The organism is Methanosarcina vacuolata Z-761 (assembly GCF_000969905.1).
Taxonomy (GTDB): Archaea; Halobacteriota; Methanosarcinia; order Methanosarcinales; family Methanosarcinaceae; genus Methanosarcina; species Methanosarcina vacuolata.
In genome coordinates this window covers 996,366-1,020,235 of record NZ_CP009520.1, presented here as the reverse complement: position 1 = coordinate 1,020,235, position 23,870 = coordinate 996,366, and the positions used below count along the sequence as shown (strand labels likewise).

Below are 23,870 nucleotides of genomic sequence, written 5' to 3'. Positions count from 1 at the left end.
TTTTGATTACTGCTCGATTACTATATACCTGTTTCCTGTGATCCAGTCTTCATTAATGTCTATCAGTATTGAGACTACCAGTCTCAATACTGATTCTTGGTTCGGAAATGCTCCCACAACTCTGCTTCTTCTTTTTATTTCCTTGTTAGTTCTCTCCATCATATTTGTTGTCCTTATTCTTCTCCAGTGACTCTGCGGAAACTGCATGTAGTTCATTACATCATACTGAAAATGTTCAAGAGTATCAGCTGCACTTTTATATCCCATATTATCCAGTTCCCTTATCAAATCCTGTAACTTCTGACGGTCTACCAATGCTTCTTTTATTTTCTCTGATACTTCTTTCTGTTTCTTTTTTGGAACCTTTTTTAGAACTTGTCTTATCAGATGAACGTGACACATCTGCCAGCTTGATCCAATAAAGGATTCTCTTACTGCTTTTTGTATTCCTTTATGGCCATCAGAAACAACTAACTTTACGCCTCTTAACTCTCTTTCTTTAAGGTCTTCGAATAGATCTTCCCAGAATAGAGAGTCTTCACTGTCTGCCAATCTTACTCCAAGAATCTCACGTAAACCATCATCTCTGATTCCAGCAACTACAAAAAGAGCTTTATTCTCATAATGGAGTCCATCTCTTACTTTAAGATAAGTCGCATCAACAAAAAGGTAAGGAATTTCATGTTCTATTGGCTTTGAGAGAAATTCTTCAACTTTCTCATCAAGTTCTTTAGTAATTCTGGAAACAGAAGAAGCTGAGATTCCCTCTATTCCCAAAGCAGTCATGACCTTTTCTACCCGTCGGGTGGAAACACCTTGAAGGTAAGATTCCGCTACAGCAGCTAATATGGACTTTTCAACCCTGGAATACTTTTCAAATACTTGAGTTTCAAAAGGAAATTCACGGAACTGAGGCTTTAACAATTCAAGTTCTCCATATTTGGTAAGGAGAGTTCGGGGTTTGTAGCCGTTTCTACTGGCTTTCCGTGAAGCAGTACGCTCATAACGTTGTGCACAAGATTGGAGGAGGGCTTCCTCCTCCATGACAAGATTTAAAAACCAGGTAATTAACTGGCGAATTCCATCTTCCTGATCGACAAGATAATCTTTTATAAATGAAAATAGATTAACCATTGACTCTACATCCTATTTTTTTGTGGTGAAGAAAAAGGATATAGAGTCAATCATATTTTACAGAACTTTCGCTACACTGCCTGAATTGTTCAAAAACGATTGTGGATGATCAATAAACACTGGCTAAATCTTACTTTGTTCCATTATCTTCCAAGAGCGCCAGCGACAAATAATCCTATTGAAAGCTATTATTCAAAAAGTCTAAAAACGGATAACAAGAAGCAGTTCAGGACTGATAAAGGAATTGAGAATCAGATTAAACTTACTCAATGAGAAGATTAAATTTGCTCAAGAAACCACAAAAGTCATTTCTGGAATTGTTCAGATTATTTACTCCATTTAAGCTTTAGTAAAAGATATTTTTGAGAGCTGAGTTAAGGATTAAGTAGCGAAGCGTATCGATTTTAATCAAAAAATTCAGTGAAAAAAATTAAAGATGTGGAATAATTCTTGGGCATTCCTGCCAAAGAAATCATTTCTCAAGGATTATTACAGTTTATTTGAGCAGTTAGCAGAGAAAAGTGAAGTTTTAAGGACAGAAAAAATGAGAAATCACTAAATTATGAAACTGAGTCGCTTTTTACGATACTTTATACAAAAAACCATATGGTATCTTATTTTGTAGACACAATGGTTTGCATGTCTTAATTCCATCTACATTACAAAGGTAATTAACAATATAAAATCAAGTATTTTACAACGGTTACTGAGGAAGTTTTCCATCCCCGCAGCAAGCTAGCGGGGTATTCGACTGAAATAAAAAATCTCTATCAGATTCTTAGGCGGATATATTACAGAATTAATATTTTTAGTATTTTCCTTCTCATCTACTTATGAGTTACTTGAAATCAGTACACAAAAATGTAATTAGCACCGTTGGAGTATATTTTTGAATTATTGTCAATAAGAAGATCAATATTATCTGTTTTACAGATAATAGGCATTTTGATAAAAAGACTAGGTGATCTATATTGAATCAGATTTTCCCTTACATTTACATATCTAAGGAACAGATAAGAATCTGATGGAATCACAGTAGTGAATTTTGACAATGCATGTATGTTAAGATAACTAATGCAACCTTTAGAAACTAATACATTGCATTTTAAGGGCGTAACTGAATCGTCGGAGTATAGTTTATATGTATTATTTCTATGGAGTGAAAGCCATGTTGCTCCAAAAAGATCTTCTTCTGGAATATAATTATCGTAAAAATTCATAATATCAGATTCGTCACCGAATCTCAGGATGCTTTTTTGACTTAGAGATATTGAAGTGGGATGATCTTTTGTGATTTCGTAAATAAAACCAGAATTAAAGAGTAAAAATATTGCCAAAAATACTGATATGAACTTTATTGGAACCTTTTCGTCAATCCGATGATTAATAATTTTTTCAATTGAACTGAAAAACTTAATGGTTCCGATAATGAAAAAAGGAGCTAAAAAAAAGAGTCCAATATGATATAGTCTTGTAGTATTCAAGGAGCTTGAAAATGAAGGGATGATTATGCTTGCGATAAATATTAAGAAATATATCCAACTAATTAACAAAAAGTCTTTATTGAATAAATTATTTGGTATTATAGATATGTATAATAGTCCAATTGAAATAAATATTTGAGTAAATATATGAAGATACTTAGTTACATCATGAATTAAAGATGTTTTTAGAGTTACTAAATATAGCCCTTCAGTTACCTTACTATCTAAAAAATTCGTAAAAATGCTGTTATATATATGGTTATTCACATTTATCAATAAAGAGAAAGCCGAAGAATGTGATGTAAAAATATACCAAGAGAGGCTTAAAACTGAAAACAATAACACATAATTAGGTGATAGTACTAAAAAATTACTTTTTGATGAAAGAATAGCATCAAAAATATAAATTTTATGAAAAAACTTAGAAAAAAAGGTTCGGTTTGCTTTAATTACTACTGAAATGCACCAACTAAAAAGGATAGAGCCTAAATAGATATATGATAACCCATAGTGAGATACGACTAAAGAGGCGCTGAATAGAACCATCAAAAATGATCGAGTTATAGAATCAAGATCCTCATCAACTATTAAAAGAATTAACAAGGAAAAAAACACTTCTGCAATTTGCTGCCTAGCTAATGAGATCATTTCCGTATAGTAAACAAAGACTGAGATGAAAAAGAAACATGCCAAAAATGAAAGTTTACTGTTATTAGTTTGTTTATTAAATGCCTGATATAGAGCAATGGGAACTAAAGAAAATAAAAAAGGATAAATAATTTTTATAGTCCAAACTGGACTTATATTGCTAACTATCGAAAAAAAAGGAATTAGGATGGAAATTGAAAGCATAGAATTAAATGTATCAAGAATTTTAGGATTCCAAGTAAAATTACTCATTACAGAGTTAGATATATAAAGTTCATAATGAACATCATAGCCAGATATATACGGAGATATTAATGAATTATGCAATAGAAGAGAGATAGCAACTACAAATAGAGATAAAGGATACAGATATTCAGATATATTATTATGACATCCAATAAAAATAATAATGATAGAAAGTATAAAAATTAATATCATAAGTAGAATATTAGAATTATAATAATTTACCAAATATGTCCCAAAAATAGAAAGAAATGGTATGATTATCAAAGATAAATTTTTTAACGAAAATATATTAATGTATGTAAAAGAAACCTTGGAACACCTACTACTGAAAAAAAAGCAAAGTAGGTGCATAAAGAATGAAAATAAAATAAGGGAGCATAAAATCGGAAAAAGCGACATTGGTTTGGAAATCCCAACAAAAGAGGAAAAAAGATTAATAAAAAACCCTAAAAAAAACAGTACCGTAATACTTAGCCCGATTACATATAAAAATACATCTAAAATATTATCTTTGCGTATATTCAGAAACATGAAAACTAACGTGCCTGGAACAAATAATAGATATATTGTGCAAATGATTTGTCTTAAGAGTGGAACATTAAAACCAATGAGATCTATTCCTATTGATCCTAGCATCATCAGTTGCATAGAAAAAATTATTTTGAATATTTTATTCTTGTCCCAACAATTCAAAGATATAGAGTTATTGTATTCCATAATACTCACTGAAATCCTTAGACTTATATTGAACCAACCAACGTAAGTACATCTATCATGAAAAAATATTCAAGTATCTAAAATTCAATTGAAACTATAACCCATTTAAACTTGATTAGGATTTAAGCAGTTGAACTGAGGAATAAACAGTATCAGACCATTAACTGCTAAGACGTGATTTTAATTTACAGTCGTTCCCGTGATTGATTTTATTCTTCAAGTGTGTAAGTCCTACTTGGCATAATTAAGTACAGGCATTATTAAGTTTAGAACTTGGAGTAACTACTTATTTTTGGTTTAATGCGCTTTTGTATACATCTAGTATATTATAAGCAATTTGATCCCAAGATAAATTTTCATTCATGAAAATGTAAGCATTTTCACCCATCTTAACTCTTAACTGATCGTTTCCCAACAAATTAATAATAGCATTTGCTAATAATTCGTAATTTCTAGGAGGTACTACATAACCAGTGATCCCATCTTTAACAACTTCAGGTAGACCTCCAACTTGTGTAGTGATAACTGGCTTTTTAAAAGAATAGGCAATAGGAATTATACCAGATTGTGATGCCTCAATGTATGGCAAAACAACCAGCTTAGATTTGGTGAATAATTGTGCAGTCATTTCATCGGATATATACTCATTAATAAATATAAATTTTTCCTTATTTGAAATAAAATTTTTATACTTTGAAACATCACCATTTCCGGCAATAACAATTTTTGTATTTGGAAATTGGTTGGTTATTAGAGGTTCGGCTTTAATTAAATATTCGATTCCCTTGTAGTCAACAATCCTACCAAAAAATAAAATCCAATTTTCCTCTGCTACATCCTTTATACAATATTTAGAAAAAAAAGAATGAGCTCCATGTGGTATAACATTAATTTTTTTTTCAGGAATTCCTTCTGTAAGCAGTTGATTTTTTACGGCTTTACTATGAACAATAATTCTACTTGACTTTTTTTTAAGTAATTTCAAAGAGATTAAGTATGGATAAGGACTCCAATCTCCAGGATGTTTTTTGCTATCATGAATCGTTGAAACGATTGGACATTTATTTTCAAACACTAACAGATATGGAATCAACCAAGGGTGTTCCATAGTAATATGAATAATATCAGGATTTATATCAAAGATACATTTTATAAAGATATCAAATCTAAATGAGTTTAAACTCAATAGTTTCTTAATTTGGGGAACATAGTTAAATGAAATATTTTCATTAAAATAATTTACATTTTCATTTGTACATTTTGGAGTTATGACATGTACATCCAAGTTAAAATTTGAGATTGAATTCGCAAGTTGAGATGTATATTGAGTCATGCCACCAATTCCTCCACCTAATGCAACTATACAAACTTTCATATAAAACACCATAAAACCCTAATTTGACAAAAGCATACATTTTATAATGTACAAATAGACTTCAAGCTTCTGTTTTCTTCATACAATTCAAATTTATCTTTTGTGTTTATTTATTACTACGGGAGCGAAGAGGGTCACGAATACCCTATCCTTCAGGTTGGGAGATGAAGTGAACCCTCGCCTCTTCGTTTTCTCTTTAAATATCTAAACCATAGTTTCCTATTATATAGATAGTAAATCGGAGAAGGAAACCGAGGTAAAAATTTCAATCACTTATGTTAAGGAAACCTTGTTAAAGGATATTTAATCATCTTCTCCAAGTAACCGGGCGGGCGGCGCGAAGCATACCCCATCCTTTACAGGCTGTCCGACAATTACAGACAGTAATAATCGAATTCCTTTTTTTTCGATTTAAAGATCTTAAATACCTTCTTTTTGTTATCTATTTATTACCAATAGTAATTGTCGGACAGCCTGTTTAGGATGGGGTGGCCGCCCGCAATTTGATTTTTAATATATTTTATTTTACCACAAAGTAATATGTCAATGCGATGTGTTTTTTGTAAGAAAATACTGTATTAATTAACAGAATCTGTCAAATTAGGAATAAAAATAAATAGATCACAACTTTATGTTAAATTTTCAGTTAGAGATAGACTTTTCAACCATAGTAAGGTAGATTATGCATTAAGATCAAATTAAATATATTTGTAACTATTCAGCCCATATAAAACAGAATCAATAGCCATCTTTGTTAAAATTAAATAGACAAATTTCTGCAAATTGATTTTATGGAACTGTTGACAATTGACTTCATGTCGTCCTCTTCTATAGGTTATTTATTTGAGTTCTTACTTTCACTAGAATCAATATCAACAGACATGTTTTGATAGGCTGAATAGTTACATATATTTTTTTAATCGAGTAAATGTTTACTTTTACTGCAAGAATATAATGGAACTGAAACTAAATTAGCATCTCATTTTTATAAGATGAGCAGGAACTCCACCTACAACTGAATACGCCGGAATATCTTTAGTCACCACCGCTCCAGCTCCGATAATCACACCATCTCCAATTACTACATCAGGCAATATAATAACTCTGGCGCCAATCCAAACATCATTTCCAATAGTAACACTAAAATTTTCACCACCTTGTGTGTTCATTGGTTGATAAACATTTTCAAAATTATGTGTTTTAGTTAAAATAACTACATCCCTTGCCATCATGACGTTATTGCCAATTGTTAATCTTCCACCGCTCCCAATGCCTCCGATATAAGCGTTAATTCCAATCGTAGAATTATTTCCAATTTTTATATTTACCCCGCTACCGAAGAAAACATTGCTCTCAATATTTACATTTGTTCCACATTTTTCGAAAATATGCTTACATATATAACCCCTAAAAGGTTTAACTACACTGAAACTTAATGGACTGTATGAGACAGGAAGATACCTTGCAAATGAGTAATAAATCAACAAAAAAATAAAGGAGTTGAGATTCATAGTAATCGCGTTAATCTTTTGTTAAAACAAAATATATCCTTACGCAAAAAAATGGAAATAAGTAAGAAAATAATTTATCTATATTATTTGTAACTCCCATTAAGCTGGCAGGTGTTTTTTCAAAAGCAGTCTGACTTAAAAATCTACTTCCAAATACTTTTTTGACCCTTATTCCTGGGATAGACTTTATTATTGCTTTTGCCTTTTTCATAGTAATCATAGAATTCTTTTTAGATCCAAAGTATGCGATACTCATCGGATTAACGATATCGAAAACAACTACCCCTCCAGGCTTACAAACTCTATAAAACTCTCGAATAGCTTTGGTTACATTTTCAAGGGTGTCGAGATTCACTGTAACCCTGATACAAGAAATATAGTCAAAGTAATTATCTGAAAAACTAAGATTTGTTACATCTTCTCTAGATATTTTAACTTGATCTTGAAAGCCAAATGTACTAACTTTTGATTTAATTATGTCTAGCATGGCAGGAGAAAAATCACATGAGTGAACATTAACATATCCTTTTTTCAACATCTCAATCGTAAATCTGCCGCTACCTGCCCCTGCATCTAATATTTTTGCATTCTTATTTTGTGGAAGACTGGATATTACCACATTTTTTTCGAACATATCGAACATTTTTCCACCTAGAGAAGTGAATCTTTCTGCATCATAATCTTCAGCAACAGTTTTTTGGATATAGTATTCTTTTGATTTTGTATTTATGTTATTAGTCATAAAAACCCTCCAATATTTCACTGAATAATCTTATATACTGAGGAGTAACAATTTCCCATGAAAAAAAATTATGAATTTTTTCATGAGCCTTTGAACCGATATTGTTAACAACAGAATTGTCTAAGCTCATAAGAACATCTAAAATTTCGTTGGGTGAATTAGGATTTATCAAAAAACCATCAGACTTATGAGAAATAATTTCAGGAATACAGCCTACATTTGTAGAGATTACAACGCGTCCAAAAGACATACTCTCCAGAACCGCAAGTGGGGGTTGTGAATAACCGAATGGAATTCTAAAAGGTAATATAACCGCAGTACTAGACTTTATTAAGCTTTCTATATTCTCAGTAAAAAAATGGACATGAATCTTATTTTTAATTCTAGATTTATTTATCATATTTGCGTAAAATGATTCTTCAGGACCATGTTGACCTTGCAGACAGACATTTAAATAAGAGTTGTCATATTCTTCAGAATAAACTTCAAAGGATTTTAAAACATCTTGTAACCCTCTTATACCAGACCCCCACCCAAAATATAAAAAACTGGTTTCACTTAAATTGAGAGGTGAATACTGTTTTACGTCCACACCAATAGGTAAGGAAAAAATAGGAACATTCAAATTTAATATTTTCATTTCAGATTTGACATAATTACTAGTTGTCAAGATAAAATCAAAACGGTTTAGCAGATTCTGAAGCAGAAAACCTCGAAAAATATATTTACTAAAGAACGAAGGTTTATATAGATTGATAAGAGCTGGAAAACCGGAATCAATAAGATATCTAAATTTAAAATTCATATTGTTTGAACCAAGGAAAATTATTTTAGTATTTAGCTTTATATTATTATGACTTAAAAGCCACGGGATAAGGAAGTCTGTAGAAATTAGTAGGTCACAATCGCTCCACCAAGATATTATATCATGTATTACATCTTCTCTACTTTTCAGAAGGCCCTTATTCAAGTTATTCGTACGCTGAATATCTAAATTAACACGATATTTATTTAATAAAATGTTGTGAATATTTAACGTGGCTTCACTTAAATGATCTGAGAGCATAGTTGTTTGGACACCGTTTTTTTCAAGATTCATCATTAGTTGGAAAATAGGTTTAGAAGACCCTGACAACAAGTTTAAACCACTACCAAGAAAACCGATCTTTATAGTACCACCTCAAATAAACTTTAGACATAATTCTTATAAACCTTCTCAGTTTCCTTAGCAACATTTTCCCATGAATATTTTTCAGCATATTCAAGACCATTTTGACACAGCTTTTTGACAAGATTAGGATAATCCAATAACTGAAGTATTTTTATTGAAAGATCATTGGGATCACTTTTTCTTGCTATTAATCCATTTTGACCATCATCAACAATACTTTTAAAAGTGAGAAGGTCACTTACAATTATTGGAATATTCGATGCCATAGCTTCCAAGATAACCAATGGAAAAACCTCAGTGCTTATTGTAGAAGGAACAACAAATAAATTCGACGCTTTGTAATATAAAGGTTTTAAATTCTCAGCAATGTATCCTGTAAAGATTACAGAATCTTCTAGTCCAAGTTTTTTTGTCATTGTAAATAATTCTGATTTAAAACTACCGTCTCCAACATAAAGTAGTTTGGAGGTGGGATATTCTTTAATGACATTTACCATAGCATTTAACAAAATATCTGGACCCTTTCTTAAATTCAAAGCACCTAAGAATAAGATAATTTTACAATTAAGAGGCAAATGTAATAGTTTTCGACATTCTTCTTTCGAAATGACAGTTTTAAATTGTTCTATATTAACACCGTTTGGAATTACTACTGTTTTATCTGAGTATTTTACTAAAAAGTTTGATTCTTTAATATAGTTTTCAGAGGGCGAAATAATGACATCAGCTTGAGTAAGAAGTTTATCTACAAAAAATCGATTAAAAAATCGAACTCCTGTTTTACGGAAGAAACTTCCATAACTATCATCCCAATCTCCATGATAGGTGACAACTAATGGTGTTTTTGTTTCCGTAGAAAGTTTTAGTCCTGCAAATGGAACTGGGGGAATATCAAAGTGTACATGAACAATATCAAGATGACATCTTTGAGGTTTATAAAAAATACTATAAGAGAAATGTGTAGAAAACAGCTTCAGTTGAGAGCCGTATCTATAGATATTTAGATTTTTTCTAGTTTCAATATTATCATTTAATGTATCAGAGGTAGAAAACACAGAAAGCTCATGATTTCTCTTGGCTAAATTAAGAGTTAGTTCATAAGCAGCTCTAGTAGACCCATATATTCTTTCGTCACCTGTCAAATCGTCGGAAGGAAATAGGGTAATATATTGTCCGACTCTCATCTTTCTCGACCTACATATTTGATAAATGTCTTAGCTGATTTAAACATAGATTTTAGTTCATGCAATCCATTCTTCCTACAAATATTACTAACTGCTACTAAAATGAACGAAGGGGTTAAATAATAATTCTTCAAAGTTTTGTCAACAAAAAATTCAATATCGCTCTTAGAGAAGTCTGGATACGAGACAATACATCGTTGAAACCCATTATTATCGATACTATCACCTAAATCATCCACAGTAATATACCCATTATCTTTAACATAACGATAAAATTCTGTGCCTGGAAGAGGAGTTGCAACTGCTACTTGCAATATATTTGGCTTCAATTCCTTTATGAACTGAAGAGTTTGTTCAGCGGTCTCTACTTTTTCACCTGGCATACCGATAATAAAATCTCCATGGATAAGCAATCCAGCTTTTTTTGCGTCATGAGTAAATTTTATCATCCTCTCTTTATTTACCCCTTTTTTAATAGTTTGAAGTACTTCATTACTCCCTGATTCGTAACCAACGATAAGAAGCCTACAACCTGCTTTTTTCATTAGTTTCATAGTTTCATAGTTCAGTGTCGCTCTAGAATTACAAGACCACACCATATTGAGTTTCCTTTTGATTAGATCATTGCACACATCTAGAACTAATTTTTCATCGATTGTGAAAGAATCGTCCTCGATGAAAACTTCCTTAACCTCGGGAAGATCTTTTTTTATATATTCAAATTCATCTACAATATTTTCAGAACTTCTATGGCGATACTTTCTTCCCATTAATGTTACCGGCCAAGAGCAAAAAGAACATCTGTTAGGACATCCCCTTCCTGTAAATATCTGAATTTCAGGATATAGAGATTGACTTAAAAAATAGTCTTTAATATCAAGATGTTCTTTATAAATTTTTGACACAAATGGAATGCTATCCAAGTCTTTTGAAGTAGTATACCCTCTATCAGGATTATGAATAATTATTCCGTTTCTTCGATATGATATTCCCTTTATGTCCTCAATTGTTTTTCCATGAAGAATAGCTTCAGCGATTTCTTTAATTGTAAAATCATATTCAAATCTTGCTACTAAATCGACTCCTTCGTGATTAAGAATTTCATCTGGAAATTGAGATACTGGAGGCCCTACGACTATAGTTGTATCAATCCCAACATTTATTTTCAAATATTCTGTGATCTCAATGTCGTTTTTTAGACTAGAAAAATTACTATCAACTACAAGAATATCTGGATGAAAAAGCTTCACATCTTCATAAACTTTATTTAGATCCCATTTTTTAGCAGGAGCATCAACAAGCTTTACATCCTTAAAAGATTGGCCTACAACTGCTGTAGCATAAGCTAACCATTTAGGATAATCTAACCCTCCACTTCTTGAAGAACAGCCCTGCCAACGTCCGCATCTTACAAAATTCGGTAAAAACGGAGGATTTAAAAAATACACTCTCATGAAATTGATGCCTCCAATAATTTGTCTAATTTTTTACATATTACTGACCAGTCATATTGACTTTTTACAAACTTTCTGCCTTCTGAACCCAGTAAGTTTCTGTAAAATTTATTATGATATAAACGAAGGATGTTATCATAAAAATCATGGAAATCTGAAGCATATATGACCCTATCACCAACAGCATCAATAACAGCAGGCAATCTGACTGAGATTACTGGTTTTTCACAAGCCATATATTCAAAAAGTTTTAATGGTAATGAATTTTTTGCAACATCACTCGTCTTAAACGGAATGAGACACACGTCCATACATGAAATATACTTCGGAACGTCTGAATAAGGGACATCTCCTGTAAATATTACATTTTCTGAAACGCCACATAGGTCTGCTAACTGTTTATTTTTTAAGAACTCAGCTTCTTTACCAACAACTATAAATTTGATATTCAGTTTTGGATCAAATAATTTTAGCGCTTTAAAGACAAGTTCTAAATCTACCCATTCTCTTAAAGCACCAACGTACCCGATTAAAAAGATATCATCACCAATATTGAGTTGCTTTCTTAATGAATCAACAGAACAAGGCTTAAATAGTTCAGTATCAACTCCATTAGGAACATACTCAGATTTTAAATCAGGAAAGTTATAATCTTTTTTTAAGGACTGAGAAATATAAGTTATTTTTTTAGATTTAGCAATGTTTAAATTTAAAATAAAAAGTCCAAGAAATTTTCCAAAAGGTTTCAAAACATAAGGAATCTGTGGTGAAGTTTGAATCATTTCTGGCAAATCATCCATAATGTCAAAGATAGTAGGTGAGACTTTTCTTGAAACAAAGTAACCTGTAAAAAGACTGCCATAGTTAAGATGTATATCAAAGTTTTTAATATCTCTCATTTTATTTACTGCATTGTAACTAAGAACTGTCTCCTGAAGTATAGGACTTATTTTCTTTTGAGTAATATATCTTATATTTACGGACTCCATAAATTGGATACTGTTCTTTGAGTGCAAATCAACGCTTGTTTGTTTAGACTTCCACCAATCATTAATGCATATTACGGTTACCTCATGATCTTTACATAGATGTAGTATGAATTGATGTAGTCTGCTATGTGGTGTCCTTTTTAAATCAATTATTGAACTTATCAGAATTTTCATAATAAACGCCAAACCATTAATATTAAACTAGTGTCGAGTCAATCATCAAAGATTCAGTGGTTCTGAATAATTGCAATTGATTTTATACGACATTTTGCGGTTGACTCGACACTAGACAGATGATCCCACTTTTCGCAGATATCCTTTCAATTTTCACAATTGTTCATGCTATCGTTTTTTCTGAAAATTGTCCGGTTGTTCAAACATGTGTTTTTGAAATTTCCTACAATTTCGACCTTTTGTTTTTATTGAAAATTTCCAGTACACATTTCCGAAGCTTCAGTTGAGACAATAACTACAGATTTTCGAATAATTTTCCAAAAACGATAACACGGAAAATGTTACCTTTTTGAAGACATCTGCGTAAGGTATGATGATTGTTTATATTAATAATTATTACACAGACAGAATTTAAAGTTCCAAGACATTTCTCATTGTAGTAAACTCAAAATTCTTCAACAAATATTCAAATTTGCTTAAATTGGACTTAATATTATAATAAGTGATAAAACTTGAAAAAAATGGTAAATTTAAACGTGGTGTTTGAATGTAAGTCTCCCATGGGTGAATATAAATCACAACTGGTCTTATATTTTTTATTTTTTTCAGTATTAAGTAAAAAAAATATGATGGAAACAAACGGAAATAGAAACCACCACAAATAGGAATATTCATTCCTAGTCTGGCAACAGTCATTGGGAATTCAATAATGTTTCCACAAGGATCGTTAATAGTAACATTGTGTTTAGAAGGTTTGTATACATGTAGTGGTGCTGTAGGTTCTCCATATAACATTGTTTTTATCGGAAATATACTTGAATCATATTTGAACCCATACTTCTCAAGTATCTCAAAAGCCCATTTAGTTGAGTTGTTTATCGAAAAAGTAGGCGCGCGAAATCCAATAGGATTTTCTCCTGTTATTTTTTTCAATATAGTTACAGATCTTTTAATTTCATCATCAAAACTCTCTTTGTCTAAATCGTATAAAGTCTTATGTGAGTAACCATGAGAAGCAATCTCATGTCCTTTATCATGAATATGTTTAATTAATTCAGGATATTTTTCTGCTAAGCTACCCAAAACAAAAAAAGTTGCTTTTGTGTTGTATTTGTCCATAAGAGAAAGTAACGGCTCTATAGATTCGACTACCTGATCATCTATTTTTTGAGGGACAAATTTCTTAACAAGCTCTGCTGTATACCAAAACTCTAAATCAACACTTAGAGCATTAACCATTATTATTCCTCCAAATTTAATAGATGTTCATCTGGGATTAGCAGATCCCGATAACCAATTTTTAATCATGACAGTTCTAAATCTTACTGCGTCCTTAAACCTAGGTATCGAATAGTAGGATGAACTATTGTCGTTGTTTTCAATCAGTTTTTCTTCAAAATTACCAGTTCTAATAATATCAAGAGCTTCTCTCATTGCGTGAGGAGTAACTAAAAAAATCTTATCTAAAAGAGAATCAAACGTATCAAATTTCATTATAGGGACTCTTTTCTGAACTATAATGTCTCCACTATCTATTTGTTCTTCAACAAAATGAATACTAACTCCGGTTTCAGTCTCCTTGTTCAGATATGCCCAAAAAGGTGCAAGTTGGCCCCTATACTTAGGTAAAAGTGCACTGTGCCTATTTATGCAACCAATTTTAGGCACATCAAGAAATTCTTTCTTCAAAATTAAGTTGGCCTGATTTATTATCAAATCTATATTCAATTTTTTAAGGCGGCCCAAAAATGGTATAGAGTTGACATCGTCGATATATGTGATAGGGATATTATACTTATTAGCAGCTTTAGAAATTGAGAGAGGATTTTTTGGTCTCAAAATCTTGATTCCATCAAAAATGAAGAAAGATCCCATTATACAAATTCTCTTTAAAAGTTTGATTGGACCACTAATCAGAGCTATGGTGGCTACATACTCTATCTTTCTTTTAAAGCTATTTCCTTCTAAAAAGGACCCGGAAACAATATTAATACCAACAATTTCATCAGAGTTTGATTGTATAATATCTTCAATAAAACGGTTGATATACAAAGGCTCTTCCGTAATATTAATATATATTCTCATTTTTTCCACCAAGCCAAACGACCCATCATAAAAATACAAAAATAATTAAAACAAACAATTCGATGGTCACTTTGTATCTGATTGGTATTATATCTTTTAACATCATATGTTTATGTTATGGGAAAAAGAGGTCCAAAACCAAGATTCATTGACGTTGCCTGTCCTAACAAAAACTGCAAGCTCTATGGTCTTACTAACCAAGGCAATATTACTGGAAATGGAACATATATAAGTCGTGGAGAAAAAACAAGAAGATATCTTTGCCGTCATTGCGGTAAAGTATTCAACGACCATACAGACACTTTTTATCATAATCTTCGGAAAGCTGAGAAAACTATTGATTTAGCTTTAAAAATGTCTATGAAAGGTATGAGCATTGAAGCCATTGCCGATGTTTTAGAGGTAGAATCTGCCAGTGTAAAACGATGGTTAGCTCGTGCAGCTGAACAATGCGATAAAGTAAATGACAGTATGATGAAAGACGTGGATGTACCCAAGATAGAAATGGATGAACTATGGGTAATAATTCAAAAAAAAAGTTCCTAGAATGAAGGATTATGAAGATAATGGGCCATGGATGTGGGTAGCTTTTGCACCAGGTTGTAGGCTAATACTGGACTTTGTAATAGGACCAAGAAAACAGTATGTTGCGGATAAGTTAGTCGAGTCAGTTAAAAAACATCTTTCGGATAAAATACCTCTTTTTGTCACAGATGGATTGAACTTTTATAGAGAAGCCCTTTTGAAACATTTTGGAGTTTTAATTGAGTATCCAAGAACTGGGAAAAGAGGAAGACCAAAGAAACCAGAAATTTTTCCCCGTGATGATTTGAAGTATGCACAGGTAGTCAAAATAAGAATAAATGGGTTACTTAAGAAAGTCAAGAAGAAGATTATCTTTGGAAACAATATTGAACAAAGTGAAATCTCAACAACTTTACTTGAAAGACAAAACCTGACTTTTAGGCAGGATAACAACAGAGTTTCAAGAAAAACAATAGGGTTTTCAAAAGTCAAAGAATGGTTAGAGCATCAAATGAGGTTATATTGTACCCACTTTAACTTCTGTAGAGGTCATGGAGGATTAAAGTACAAAGATGAAAGAGGGGTAGAATGTAAAAATACACCTGCAAGAGAGGCAGGAATTGTGGACTCAATATGGACCTTAAAGGAATTGCTGACATTCAGGTGTTTTAAAACATCAATCAAATAAAGATTGACCATCAACAATTCAATAACTGTATCTTTTTAGTTCGAAGATCATCCGCGATACAGCATGCAATATAATTCCCGTAAACGCCATAAACATCCCAACAATAGTCAGTAATATCATCAATAACGTCGGTCCAAAACTTAAGCTTCCACCAAGGTAAAAAACCTGTATAAATTTTAGTCCCATAAATATCCCTATTGCACCCAAAAGCATTCCAGGAACAGTAAAATAGTATAAAGGTTTTCTATATTCCATATCTCTTAAAAGCCGCAATAGAACCTTAGATCCATGTAAAAATGGGCTTTGGCTGGAACAGTCATCCACATCGTACCTGCAATGGATTTCCACTTCGGTATGTTTCAGACGATGATCTTGAGCCTGAAGAAGAATCTCAGATCCTGCGGACATATCAACACCGTTTATATTTATGCATTCAATGGCTTTTTTCCCGTAGGCGCGGAAGCCACTTTGTGAATCGGTAACGTGGATACCCCCTGCCATGATAGTTGCAATGTCTAGAATTCTCATTCCGAACTTACGATAAAGGGGAACGTTTTTACCGTTACCGTTGACGAACCTTGAACCGATTACTAGATCAAAACCATTATTTAAGGGCTCCAGAAGTTTAGGAATTTCAAAGGGGTCATGCTGCCCATCAGAATCTATTATGACCATTGCATATGCATCGAGCTTACGTGCAGTCTCAAAACAATTTTTTAGAGCTGCTCCATATCCTTTATTTGTTTCATGGCGGACAACATAAGCACCAAGGGATTCAGCAATATCGGCAGTATTGTCCGAACTACCATCATCGACAACAACTACTTCATCGACGTATTTCCTGCATTCCAGGATTATGTTTGCAATTGAATTTGATTCATTATAAGCAGGCATTGCCGCTATTGTTAGAGTCATAATAGATATCTCGTGATTTTGTGGGAGTAGCATAGAAACTGGTCACTAAATTCATTGCTCGGTTTAGATACTCTTAAGCATAAACACAATATCTTGAGTGAATTTGCGTATAGATCTGAAAGGTAACGTAACCTAAGTAGTATACCCCTTTAAACAGATTCCATTGTAATATTTTTATGAACAAATTAGAAGAAATATTATATAAAGTTAATGAAAAATAAACAGTTTTATAATACTAAGTCAGAAATAACATTATTTAGAAGATCTATGAGTAGAGTTAATATCAAACTATATTATTGATCTAAAAATTTGGAAAAAATACTTCCGAGAATAATCTTTTAAAATATGTAATAAAATCAAAAACAGAAAACGTTGAAGCCTAAAAATATTCATACGCAGGTTTAAGAATAGTTATTTACATCGGAAAAGATCTTCCTATATATTCAAGAGTTGATTCCAGTCGCCGCACCTGGCAGAAGGGAAATTAAGAGTAAAATGAAAAAACTGTATGGAATAAGACTCTCCTTATGGTCAAAGAATGTAAAAAATAATTTATTTAAAATCAAGATTACACTGGAATACTTCATTCTTTCAGCAGGATATTTTCGCTCTACTGCTTGAATTTCGTTAAGGAAGACAATAACCATAAACAACTATGTTTATGCAGAAGTTAACACCGAAAATGTAGTTGACAAATCATATCATCATCAACTGTTTCTGGAAAAGGTTCGATCTCTACAGCAAGCTAATATCTTGGCAATTTAATTATTGAGCATAATCTTGGTAGCTTCTCAATAGTATACAACGATTTTGAGCCTATTCGATTACCAATAGCTAATTTTCATGACACTGGTGGAATATTAAATTAAAAATCAAAGTTGCGCTGGCGAACCCCGCTGCAAGCAGGCTGTCCGACAATTATTGGTAGTAATAAAAAAGTGCTAAAAAGAAAGCAAATAAGACCTTTAAATAAAAAAAGAAGGAATTCTATTATTACCGAAAGTAATTGTCGGACAGCCTGCAAGCAACGGGGTATGTTCACGCCACCGCTCGAAATTCCGTCAAAGGAAATAGTAACCCTAAACGGTTTAGTTTGAACAGAAGTTAACAACCGAAAAATGGAATTGATAATTATATAATCATCAACGGTTACCGGGGAAGTTTCCATCCCCGCAGCAAGCAGGCTGTCCGACAATTACTATTGGTAATAAATAGATAACAAAAAGAAGGTATTTAAGATCTTTAAATCGAAAAAAAAGGAATTCGATTATTACTGTCTGTAATTGTCGGACAGCCTGCAAGCTAGCGGGGTATTCGACTGAAACTAAACACGAACTATATACGAAACTTTATATATTATTCACAATAAGAGGTTGTGGAATATCAGGCAGGTTTGCACAAATAGAGTAAGTTAGCCCTGAGTGAAAGAAGGAGTTCCAATGAAAAAAAGATTTATTAATACTAAACAAAAAAAGCTAGATTTTCTAATAATTATTTCAGTGCTGAGTCTGGTTTTACTGGCAGTTTCTCCTGCATGTTGTAGTGACTTAAATAATTCCTCATCCTCACAGACAGGGCCTGTTTTGAAACTGGTACCTTCCAACAATACGGAAGAACCAGGCTTTTCCACATTTGTCTTATCCGATGAGAATTCGGGGCCTTTCCAGAAAATGGGACAATATGTCGATATTATTTACGCTTTTGCAGGAATTGGGGCAGCAGCTCTGATTATTTTAATATATCGACACATGGCTTCAAAAGAACAAGAACTGATCGAAAGTCCTCCGGAAGAGCTCTATCCACATAAAACCTGGAAAAAATTAGGGCTTGAAGACATAAATCTGGAAGAATTCGAGGCAGAAAGAATCAGGCTCTTTACTGCAATACCTATTGTATTCATAGGCCTGGCCGAACTCCTTATCTTTGCAGGTAAAATGCAAATCGCTATCTGGATACATATCGGAGTTTTAATTGCGTTATCTCTTTCCGATATAATCATAAAGAACCTCAAAGTATACAGAATTTATCAGGCTCTAATGCTTCTCCCTATCCTTAGATTGGTAAATCTTTCCATGCCTGTATTTTTTAATACCACCCTTTATACTTTCGTTTTTGTCTATGGCCCTCTTTTAGTTCCCCTAGCACTTATAGTAATTAATCAACGTTCTTCTTTTGAGAGTATAGGGATTACTGCAAAGAATCTTCCGGTTTATATTATCCTTTCAATTCCACTGGGCTTTCTGCTTGGGCTTGGAGAATACCTGACCATCCATCCAGGCTACCTTATAAAGGAACTTTCTATCGTAAACCTGCTTATACTAACTTTTATAATGGTGTTCTTCGTAGGTTTAGTTGAAGAACTTATTTTCAGGTCAATCCTCCAGACAAGGCTCGAAGATGCACTCGGTGTGAAAGAAGCAGTGTTAATTGCAGGGCTTCTATTCGGTCTCATGCACTCGGGATATGGTACCTTCCATGAAGTTTTATATACAGGTTTTGTAGGACTTTTCATGGGCTTTGCTTTCTACAAGACAAAAAGCCTGCCCTTTGTTGTTGTTCTGCACGGCTTGGTCAATGTTTTCCTTTTTGGGATTTTACCACATTATCTGAGTGGCTGGACAGTATTCTGAAACGTTCTTAAAATCAGTATAAGTATTCAGTTGTTGGCAGTGTCGCGAGTTTGCTGTATATTTGAAATCAAATTTTTGTGTATGGTGGAAATTAATCTTCCGACGTTGAAGATTCTACTCCCCAACTTCTTAATATTTCAATTTTATAGGAAAATTGGTGCACTGGAAAATTAGAGCTGGTATTGATAATGGATAGTTGAATAGACACAGAAATTATTTCATTGGTCATCGGTTAAGAAATTTTCTTGCCTGAAAGCTATCGGTTTTGCATTAGAAGCCGTCTTAAATTTTGGCCTATTTACGTTAAATAGATACCCTGGTCCAGCTTATAACTTATTCAACTATTTGATAACAGTTGAGGAAATCGGTGCAATTATCACGATTCCTCATTTAACCGAAGACGCATGGAAATTATTTGGATTAAACATAAAATGCACATTTCGAACCCCTGCCAATTTGGGATAATAATCCCTTGGTATTTGATCGTTTTGTTAATGAATGACTATAATAATTATACTTTTGTGATCTTTAATTATACAAAAGTATCAAAAAGAGAAATGTGAGATAAAACAGGTTTTTTTGATCAAAAATATGCAAAAAATAAAAATATAATTGCTGATATCTAAAAAAAGATAAAAAATAATATAAGAGCCGATCCCAAAACTCAAAATTGCTTCTCTGAATATTTGTATTCTGGATTATCAATAGAGCTTATGATTCTGAAAAATAATCCTGAAACACTTACTGATGTGGAAATAATATTGGTTTTGGGACGAGCTCATAATATTATTTAATAGCTATAATCAGACAAAAATAATCGCTGCAACATTAAAAGCCACAATTGCCACAAAGCTGAAGAACAAAGGAATAATTGCCATATTAAAGGAATTGTTCAGATATTTGTTCCACTTCTCAGATGCTGAAAATACCTCTTTTAGAGAGAGAAGAGCTATAAGTCCAACAACTATTGCAGCCCCATACTGAGGAAGTCCTGGAGTCGTGATCATAGTTACCGCGCTTGATGCAGCGGCGCTTGAGACAATACTAGATGAGATACTACTTAGTAACATAGTAACACCTTCCACCAATGATATTTCCTTTCTAAATGATAAGATACCTGCTTAGGTATTGCAAGTGCCTTAAAAGAATGTTATAGTTTAAGATACAAATAACGTAATAGTATAAAAAAGTTTTCTCCTAAACTTTAATTCTTAAATAGTGTAAATTACTTCTCCGGCTTCCGGATTAATTAACAAGTATTTCGAAAATTCTAGATAGATATGTTCTGTTTGTGCATATAATTTAATGAGTGATCCTTCAAGCTCTGAATAGAAATGTACAGAGCTATTAGCATTAGTAGCTTATTGGAATCTATAGAGAATTAAAAAGATTTACAATGAGTATCTGTGCAATTAACACGCCTGTCTTAGTGATTAAAATAGGATGATAAGCAATTTCTTCACTGCAAGAAGTAAAAAGTTTTCACTGCAAGAAGTAAAAAGTCTTCACTGAAAAGGAGTAAAAGGAAAGATTTAACTTTCCTCTACTTTTTGTCTTCCCGCTTCAAAAGCCCTGAGATTCACTTCAATTGTTTTCTGCGGCACAAGGGCTTTAACACTATCAAGCAGAGTTTCTTTAGGAATCGGCAGATAGCCTGAGACTGCTCCCACCATCACAACATTCATTGCAAGCCTGTTCCCGGCTTCGTAAGCCAGGTCATCTGCATTAAAGGCTTTGACTATGTATTTTTCCGAAAGAAAATCAAGAATGTCTGAGACTTCCGGATATTTCGTAAGGCCTGAGGTAACAGTTACAGGAACTATGGGTTGAGTATTCATTATAATAATTCCGCCGTCCTTCAGGAAATCCAGATACCTGACTGCTTCCATAGGCTCAAGGGCAAGCAGAAGGTCTGCACCTTTTTTCGGAATCATGGACCCGTAGTCATTTCCAACCCGAATATGATTTACAACCGAACCTCCACGCTGGGCCATGCCGTGAGTTTCCGCAGCCCTGATAGGCATTCCTGCAGTAACTGCGGCTTTTCCTATAATGTCGGAGGCAAGAATTGCACCCTGTCCTCCTACTCCTGTAATAAGGAGATCTAATTTCTTTTGTTCAGCCTGGCTCATCGCTTCACCTCCTGAATAGCATCAAACTTGCAGATCTGGGCACAAACTCCGCACCCACTGCAAAGAGCCGTAATTACAGCACATTTATTTTGCTCGTCAAACTCAATTGCAGGGCATCCGAACTTAACACACTGCTTGCAGCCTTCGCATTTTTCAGGATCAACAACATATGGGGTCCGACGTATACCTGCCCTTTTTCCTGAAATCACGCAGGGTTGCCTGGCAATAACCACAGCTACGCCTTCAAATTCCTTTGCTGCCTTAAAAGCTTCCTGTATTTCTTCAAGCTTATAAGGATCGACAACCGATACAAATTCTGCACCCATTGCTTTGCAGAGCTCTTCAAGTGAAACCTGTACGGTTTGCTCTCCTGTTGCCGTATACCCGACGCCTGGATTTGGCTGGTGTCCGGTCATGGCTGTAATACGGTTGTCCAGAATAGTAACCGTGATATTCGCTTTATTAACAATTGCGTTCAGGAGCGAGTTCATGCCTGAATGGAAAAAGGTCGAGTCTCCTATGGAACAGCAGATAGGCCGCTTTTCTCCTGCATGGTAAAGCCCTGAAGCAACGCTGATACTTGAGCCCATGCAGAGTGTGGTCTCAACAGTTCCGCTCTGAATTCCGAGGGTGTAACAACCGATATCGCTGGGGTAAATTGCATCTTTTCCAAAGACCTTTTTCATTGAGTAAAAAGTCGCCCTGTGAGAACAGCCTGCACAGAGAGCAGGCGGGCGAGGAGCAAGTTCAAGAGATGTGCCTGATGTTTCAGCTTCAGTCTCAAGGTCGAAGGTTTTCTTAAGGGCCTCAAGGAAGGCACTTACATCCAGTTCTCCTTCTCTTGGCACAAAACCATTATTTTTTCCAAGCACTGAAACCTCAATCCCGGCTTCCTGTGCAATCATCTTTACCTGTTCTTCCACGATAGGCTCAAGTTCCTCAAACACCAGTACGGCGTCTACGGTTTCAAGCAGCTCAAGAATTAGTTTTCTCGGAACTGGATAAACTCCGATTTTAAGGTAAGAAACATCAAGTCCAAGCTCCACAAGTGCTTCTTTTGCATACGCTGAGGCAATGCCTGCCCCTATTACTCCGAATTTTGCATCTGGTTTAAGCTCAAGGGAGTTCCATGGGGATTCGGCAAGGGCATCCTCAATGGGCTGCTGGATAGAAAGGAGATGTGTATGGCGTGGGCGTGCGTTCTTTGGAAGCATGACCCAGCGGTCCAGAAGTTTTTCAAAATTAGGAGCCGGTTTTTCGACGGGTATCTCTCCAAGCTCAATATCTGACTTTCCGTGCGAAATCCGGGTTGTGGGCCTGAAGATCACAGGAACTTCAAACTTTTCGGAAAATTCAAAGGCATAGGGCAGCATGTCCTTTGCTTCCTGGGGGGTTGAGGGATCAAAACAGGGCACAAGGGCAAACTGGGCATAGCGCCGCGTATCCTGCTCGTTCTGGGATGAGTGGCACGATGGGTCATCAGCAACGATGGCAATCAGCCCACCCTTTGTCCCTGCGTACGCTAGAGTCATAAAGGGATCGGCTGCAACATTTAGCCCGACATGTTTCATTGTCACTACAGAACGAACTCCTGTCCAGGCAGCTCCGACTGCAACCTCCATTGCCACCTTTTCGTTAACAGACCATTCAATATGGTAATCCCGGTCTTTTCGGGCTGCAAGCGTATCTATAATCTCCGACGACGGAGTCCCGGGATAGCCTGCAATAACCTGCACGCCACCTTCAAGAAGCCCGCGGGCAATTGCCACGTTTCCAAGCATGTACTCACGCATTGTCATAATTATTGTCTCCAGTATTTAAACAGGAAAAAATATAGTTCAGATAACAGATTAAATATATTCTTATTGATTCATATCAGCAAATTTAAGTGATTTACTCGATTGGTGACAGCAAATCTGAAGTTTCATAAGGACAGTTTAACAAACCATACCTGCTGTCCGAAACCAGGTAAAACTTTTGCATTATTCAAATAACACGATCAATAATATACTTTCGGATAAGTGCCCTGAAGTTCTCTTCTTGTACGACCTCAAATTGCAGAAAAA

At 34.0% G+C, this 23,870-nt stretch carries 17 protein-coding genes and 3 pseudogenes; 4 read left to right on the top strand and 16 right to left on the bottom strand.

Features of this window, described 5'->3' with window-relative positions; translation table 11 throughout:
• Window positions 1–6 precede the first annotated feature (6 nt).
• A pseudogene (locus tag MSVAZ_RS04355) lies at window positions 7–1,184 on the bottom strand (IS256 family transposase).
• Between the two features lie 37 nt (window positions 1,185–1,221).
• Here MSVAZ_RS04355 and MSVAZ_RS19215 point away from each other — a divergent pair.
• A pseudogene (locus MSVAZ_RS19215) lies at window positions 1,222–1,484 on the top strand (ISNCY family transposase); the annotation flags it as partial.
• Window positions 1,485–1,704: 220 nt separating this feature from the next.
• Here the strand turns inward: MSVAZ_RS19215 and MSVAZ_RS19210 are convergent.
• Window positions 1,705–1,788, bottom strand: a pseudogene (locus MSVAZ_RS19210) (IS200/IS605 family transposase); the annotation flags it as partial.
• A gap of 194 nt (window positions 1,789–1,982) precedes the next feature.
• Window positions 1,983–3,164 (bottom strand): DUF2206 domain-containing protein, encoded by a 1,182-nt coding sequence (locus MSVAZ_RS21745; protein ID WP_394297485.1) that lies wholly within the window; start codon window positions 3,162–3,164, stop codon window positions 1,983–1,985.
• A gap of 601 nt (window positions 3,165–3,765) precedes the next feature.
• Between MSVAZ_RS21745 and MSVAZ_RS20745 the strand changes: the two genes are divergently transcribed.
• Window positions 3,766–4,275: a hypothetical protein gene (locus MSVAZ_RS20745; RefSeq protein ID WP_048118519.1), complete on the top strand. Its 510-nt coding sequence runs from the start codon at window positions 3,766–3,768 to the stop codon at window positions 4,273–4,275.
• A 240-nt stretch (window positions 4,276–4,515) separates the two neighbouring features.
• Here MSVAZ_RS20745 and MSVAZ_RS04340 read toward each other — a convergent pair whose 3' ends face one another.
• The 9 genes from MSVAZ_RS04340 to MSVAZ_RS04300 all read right to left on the bottom strand — a co-directional run bounded on the left by MSVAZ_RS04340 (window position 4,516) and on the right by MSVAZ_RS04300 (window position 14,914).
• Entirely contained in the window at window positions 4,516–5,604 is a 1,089-nt protein-coding gene (locus tag MSVAZ_RS04340) for a glycosyltransferase family 4 protein (RefSeq protein WP_052727875.1), read from the bottom strand.
• 971 nt (window positions 5,605–6,575) lie between these two features.
• Window positions 6,576–7,115 (bottom strand): acyltransferase, encoded by a 540-nt coding sequence (locus MSVAZ_RS21490; RefSeq protein WP_048118516.1) that lies wholly within the window; start codon window positions 7,113–7,115, stop codon window positions 6,576–6,578.
• Window positions 7,116–7,125: 10 nt separating this feature from the next.
• Window positions 7,126–7,857: a class I SAM-dependent methyltransferase gene (locus tag MSVAZ_RS04330; RefSeq protein ID WP_048118512.1), complete on the bottom strand. Its 732-nt coding sequence runs from the start codon at window positions 7,855–7,857 to the stop codon at window positions 7,126–7,128.
• A complete protein-coding gene (locus MSVAZ_RS04325; RefSeq protein WP_157206014.1) occupies window positions 7,850–8,992 on the bottom strand; it encodes a glycosyltransferase family 4 protein in 1,143 nt (380 codons plus the stop codon). Before MSVAZ_RS04325 ends, MSVAZ_RS04330 begins: the two co-directional genes overlap by 8 nt.
• Before the next feature lie 56 nt (window positions 8,993–9,048).
• Window positions 9,049–10,170, bottom strand: a complete 1,122-nt coding sequence (locus MSVAZ_RS04320) for a glycosyltransferase family 4 protein (RefSeq protein ID WP_198146794.1) — start codon at window positions 10,168–10,170, stop codon at window positions 9,049–9,051.
• A 38-nt stretch (window positions 10,171–10,208) separates the two neighbouring features.
• Complete coding sequence (locus MSVAZ_RS04315; RefSeq protein ID WP_048118506.1) at window positions 10,209–11,666, bottom strand: B12-binding domain-containing radical SAM protein; 1,458 nt, start codon at window positions 11,664–11,666, stop codon at window positions 10,209–10,211.
• On the bottom strand, window positions 11,663–12,655 hold the full coding sequence (locus MSVAZ_RS18700) for a glycosyltransferase family 4 protein (RefSeq protein ID WP_232316212.1): 993 nt from the start codon (window positions 12,653–12,655) through the stop codon (window positions 11,663–11,665). Before MSVAZ_RS18700 ends, MSVAZ_RS04315 begins: the two co-directional genes overlap by 4 nt.
• Before the next feature lie 585 nt (window positions 12,656–13,240).
• Window positions 13,241–14,068: a polysaccharide deacetylase family protein gene (locus MSVAZ_RS04305; RefSeq protein WP_048118504.1), complete on the bottom strand. Its 828-nt coding sequence runs from the start codon at window positions 14,066–14,068 to the stop codon at window positions 13,241–13,243.
• A 27-nt stretch (window positions 14,069–14,095) separates the two neighbouring features.
• The gene (locus tag MSVAZ_RS04300) at window positions 14,096–14,914 is read right to left on the bottom strand and encodes a methionyl-tRNA formyltransferase (protein ID WP_048118501.1); all 819 of its coding nucleotides are present in this window, start codon (window positions 14,912–14,914) and stop codon (window positions 14,096–14,098) included.
• 117 nt (window positions 14,915–15,031) lie between these two features.
• On the opposite strand from MSVAZ_RS04300, the gene MSVAZ_RS19205 reads away from it, so the two are divergent.
• A protein-coding gene (locus MSVAZ_RS19205; protein ID WP_157206013.1) for an IS1 family transposase occupies window positions 15,032–16,127 on the top strand; the annotation gives its coding sequence in 2 pieces (ribosomal slippage) (window positions 15,032–15,453 and window positions 15,452–16,127; 1,098 coding nt in all).
• 18 nt (window positions 16,128–16,145) lie between these two features.
• Here the strand turns inward: MSVAZ_RS19205 and MSVAZ_RS04285 are convergent.
• On the bottom strand, window positions 16,146–17,042 hold the full coding sequence (locus tag MSVAZ_RS04285; protein ID WP_048118492.1) for a glycosyltransferase family 2 protein: 897 nt from the start codon (window positions 17,040–17,042) through the stop codon (window positions 16,146–16,148).
• Window positions 17,043–18,481: 1,439 nt separating this feature from the next.
• On the opposite strand from MSVAZ_RS04285, the gene MSVAZ_RS04275 reads away from it, so the two are divergent.
• A complete protein-coding gene (locus tag MSVAZ_RS04275) occupies window positions 18,482–19,672 on the top strand; it encodes a CPBP family intramembrane glutamic endopeptidase (RefSeq protein ID WP_052727873.1) in 1,191 nt (396 codons plus the stop codon).
• An 803-nt stretch (window positions 19,673–20,475) separates the two neighbouring features.
• On the opposite strand, the gene MSVAZ_RS04270 is transcribed toward MSVAZ_RS04275, so the two are convergent.
• From MSVAZ_RS04270 to iorA, 3 genes are all read right to left on the bottom strand, one after another.
• The gene (locus MSVAZ_RS04270) at window positions 20,476–20,742 is read right to left on the bottom strand and encodes a hypothetical protein (RefSeq protein WP_048123681.1); all 267 of its coding nucleotides are present in this window, start codon (window positions 20,740–20,742) and stop codon (window positions 20,476–20,478) included.
• Between the two features lie 462 nt (window positions 20,743–21,204).
• Window positions 21,205–21,804 (bottom strand): indolepyruvate oxidoreductase subunit beta, encoded by a 600-nt coding sequence (locus MSVAZ_RS04265; protein WP_048118486.1) that lies wholly within the window; start codon window positions 21,802–21,804, stop codon window positions 21,205–21,207.
• Window positions 21,801–23,603 (bottom strand): indolepyruvate ferredoxin oxidoreductase subunit alpha, encoded by a 1,803-nt coding sequence (gene iorA / locus MSVAZ_RS04260; protein ID WP_048118483.1) that lies wholly within the window; start codon window positions 23,601–23,603, stop codon window positions 21,801–21,803. Before iorA ends, MSVAZ_RS04265 begins: the two co-directional genes overlap by 4 nt.
• Window positions 23,604–23,870 lie beyond the last annotated feature (267 nt).

Coding starts and splice junctions, on each gene's coding strand:
- MSVAZ_RS21745 (WP_394297485.1), bottom strand. CDS start 3,164: ATGGTTCTATTCAGCGCCTCTTTAGTCGTATCTCACTATGGGTTATCA.
- MSVAZ_RS20745 (WP_048118519.1), top strand. CDS start 3,766: ATGATTATCAAAGATAAATTTTTTAACGAAAATATATTAATGTATGTA.
- MSVAZ_RS04340 (WP_052727875.1), bottom strand. CDS start 5,604: ATGAAAGTTTGTATAGTTGCATTAGGTGGAGGAATTGGTGGCATGACT.
- MSVAZ_RS21490 (WP_048118516.1), bottom strand. CDS start 7,115: ATGAATCTCAACTCCTTTATTTTTTTGTTGATTTATTACTCATTTGCA.
- MSVAZ_RS04330 (WP_048118512.1), bottom strand. CDS start 7,857: ATGACTAATAACATAAATACAAAATCAAAAGAATACTATATCCAAAAA.
- MSVAZ_RS04315 (WP_048118506.1), bottom strand. CDS start 11,666: ATGAGAGTGTATTTTTTAAATCCTCCGTTTTTACCGAATTTTGTAAGA.
- MSVAZ_RS18700 (WP_232316212.1), bottom strand. CDS start 12,655: ATGGAGTCCGTAAATATAAGATATATTACTCAAAAGAAAATAAGTCCT.
- MSVAZ_RS04305 (WP_048118504.1), bottom strand. CDS start 14,068: ATGGTTAATGCTCTAAGTGTTGATTTAGAGTTTTGGTATACAGCAGAG.
- MSVAZ_RS04300 (WP_048118501.1), bottom strand. CDS start 14,914: ATGAGAATATATATTAATATTACGGAAGAGCCTTTGTATATCAACCGT.
- MSVAZ_RS04285 (WP_048118492.1), bottom strand. CDS start 17,042: ATGACTCTAACAATAGCGGCAATGCCTGCTTATAATGAATCAAATTCA.
- MSVAZ_RS04275 (WP_052727873.1), top strand. CDS start 18,482: ATGAAAAAAAGATTTATTAATACTAAACAAAAAAAGCTAGATTTTCTA.
- MSVAZ_RS04270 (WP_048123681.1), bottom strand. CDS start 20,742: ATGTTACTAAGTAGTATCTCATCTAGTATTGTCTCAAGCGCCGCTGCA.
- MSVAZ_RS04265 (WP_048118486.1), bottom strand. CDS start 21,804: ATGAGCCAGGCTGAACAAAAGAAATTAGATCTCCTTATTACAGGAGTA.
- iorA (WP_048118483.1), bottom strand. CDS start 23,603: ATGACAATGCGTGAGTACATGCTTGGAAACGTGGCAATTGCCCGCGGG.